The 2,541-nt window shown below is 72.9% G+C and carries 3 protein-coding genes; all 3 read right to left on the reverse strand.

Features of this window, described 5'->3' with window-relative positions; translation table 11 throughout:
* Positions 1-338: rRNA adenine N-6-methyltransferase family protein (locus HMPREF3086_RS03065; RefSeq protein ID WP_305790926.1), on the reverse strand; the 338-nt coding region annotated here is incomplete at its 3' end.
* Positions 335-1,525, reverse strand: a complete 1,191-nt coding sequence (locus HMPREF3086_RS03070; RefSeq protein WP_061229784.1) for a resuscitation-promoting factor — start codon at positions 1,523-1,525, stop codon at positions 335-337. The genes HMPREF3086_RS03065 and HMPREF3086_RS03070, both read right to left, overlap by 4 nt.
* Before the next feature lie 342 nt (positions 1,526-1,867).
* The coding region (locus HMPREF3086_RS03075) for a TatD family hydrolase (RefSeq protein ID WP_070720129.1) at positions 1,868-2,541 on the reverse strand (674 nt) is incomplete at its 5' end.

Genomic DNA, 2,541 nt, shown 5'->3' on the forward strand with positions numbered 1-2,541 from the left:
ACGACGGTGAGCAGCTCGGCCAGCCGCGGCGCCCGCTCGGCGACCGTGCGCGGCAGCCGCGCGGCGAGGACCGGATCGATCTCCACGGCCACCACGCGTCCGGCGGCGTCGAGCAGCGGCAGGGTCAGCGACCCGAGACCGGGGCCGACCTCGATCACGGTGTCGTCGCGGCCCACACCGGACGCGGTGACGATCTTGCGGACCGTGTTGGCGTCGTGAACGAAGTTCTGTCCGAGGGTCTTGGTGGGCTTGATGCCCAGTTCCCCGGCGAGCGCGCGCACCTCCTGCGGGCCGAGTGGGTCGGCCTGCCCGCGGAAGGTCGCGTCCGGGCCGGTCAGCGCAGGCCCAGCTTGGAGGTGCAGGCGGGCCAGGCCCCCCAGCCCTGCGAGGCCCGGACCTTCTCGGCGATCGCGATCTGCTGCTCGCGCGTGGCGAGATGCGCGCTGGGCGCGTACTGGCCGCCACCGTGGCCGGTCCAGGTGCCGGCGGCGAACTGCAGCCCGCCGGAGTACCCGTTGCCGGTGTTGATGCTCCAGTTCCCGCCCGACTCGCACTGGGCGATCGAGTCCCACACGCCGCCGTTCGAGACGGCCGGCGCGGAGGGCTTCGGCTTGGTGCCCACGCGGATGACGGCGGGGCGGGCCTCGGTGAGGACCTTCTCCGCGCCGCGGGCGCGCTCGGTCTCGACGCCGTTGACGCGGGTGATCGTGTAGACGACCTCGCGCTCGCCGGGAGCACCGGGATCGACGACCGTGCGCTCGCCCTCTGTGGCCTCGGGGTCCTCGGTGGTCTGTTCGGGGGCCTTGAACTGCTCGACCGCGGTCTCCTCGGCGACGGCCACGCGGGTGATGGTGACCTCGGTGCCGGGCTCGACGGGGGCGTCCGGGGCCGGGGTGACAGTGTCCAGCGGGCCGAGGGTGATGCCGGCGCGCTCGAGGAACTGCCCGACCGTCTCACCGGGTGAGGCCATCGGGGTGGCGGGGCCGCCGTGGTCGGACAGCAGCGCCTCGCGCGGGGTCACCACGGAGACGGTGGTGCCGTCGAGCGGGACGTCCGCGTCGATGCGCGGGCTGACGTAGCTGCGGGGCGGGACGTCGTCGCGCTCGGCCACGAGGTCGGCGACGGTGGTGGCGGTGGTCCAGACCTGCTCGCTGCGACCGTCGACCTCGACGGTGACGGGCCGGGCGCGCAGCAGGGTGACGGTGTCGCCGTCGTCGATGCTGTCGCCGGGCGCGATCACCACGTCCCGGTCGTCGACGCTGTAGCCGGCGTCGGCGAGCGCGGCGCGCACGTCGGAGCTGAAGGTGACCAGTTCGACCTGCTCGCCGTCGACCTCGAGGGTGTAGGTGGTGCGCTGGTCCAGCGCCGCGACGCCGCCCACGACGAGGGTGGTGAGCATCCCGGCCACGGACAGCCGCAGCATGGTGGAGCGGGATCCGTGGAGTCGGTGAATGGGGTCGAGCAGGCCCCGCGTCCCGTCGGGTCGGGTGCCCGTGGGGGTGTCGGTCCGTGCGTCGTCAGCCACTGGTCGGTTCTCTCCTCGTATCGCCCGTGAACGGCCGTACGGCCGTCCGCGTTTCATCACGGTAGCGTAACGAGGCGGTGGAGCGTCGGCAACGCGCCACCCCCTGACGTGCATTGATGTGACGACGACGACAAGGGATTCAGGTCACGTTTCGTTACACGATCCCCGCGAGCCCCGTTCGTACCTCGAGTCACACGGGCCCCTCCCGGCAGCCCCTCCCACCTAACCCCGCAGGGCAGGCCCTCCCGGCAGCCCCCTCGAGATCCGCTACCCGGACTCGACAACCGCTACCCCTGTAGGACTAGCGGATCCCGGCGGAGGGTAGCGGATTCGAAAAGGGGGTCAGACGGTGAGGCCGAACACGGCGCGGGCGGTGTCGGCGACCTCGGCGACCAGGTCCTCCGGCGACTGCCCGCGGACCTCCGCGATCGCCCGGACGGTGTATCCCACCAGACCCGGCTCGTTGCGAGCCCCCCGGAACGGCTCCGGGGCCATGTAGGGGGCGTCGGTCTCCACGAGCAGCTGTCCGGGGGGCGCCAGGCGGGCGGCCTCGCGCAGGTGCTCGTTGGCCTTGAACGTCACGTTGCCCGTGAAGGACAGCACGTACCCGCGCGCCAACGCCTCCTCCGCGACGTCCAGCGGCGAGGAGAAGCAATGGAGCATGACGTGCGGGATGCCGGAGTCGGGGCCGGCGACCTCGCCCAGGACGTGCATGAGGTCGGCGTCGGCCTCGCGGTTATGGATCATCAGGCACTTGCCCAGCTCGGCGGCCAGCCCGGCGTGCCAGCGCAGGGACTCCTCCTGCTCGGCCGGGTCCGCGCAGTCGTCCATCTTTCCCACCCAGTAGTGGTCGAGGCCGGTCTCTCCCACCGCCACGACGCGGGGGTGGGCGGCGAGCTCGCGCAGGCGCTCGCGCACCTGCTCGCCGTGCTCGGGATCGGTGGCCTCGCGGGCGCGGGTGGGGTGCACGGCGACCGCGGCGTAGACCCGCTCGTCGGCCTCGGCGGCGGCGACCG

The sequence above is a fragment of the Dietzia sp. HMSC21D01 genome, assembly GCF_001815995.1.
Classification (GTDB): Bacteria; Actinomycetota; Actinomycetes; order Mycobacteriales; family Mycobacteriaceae; genus Dietzia; species Dietzia cinnamea.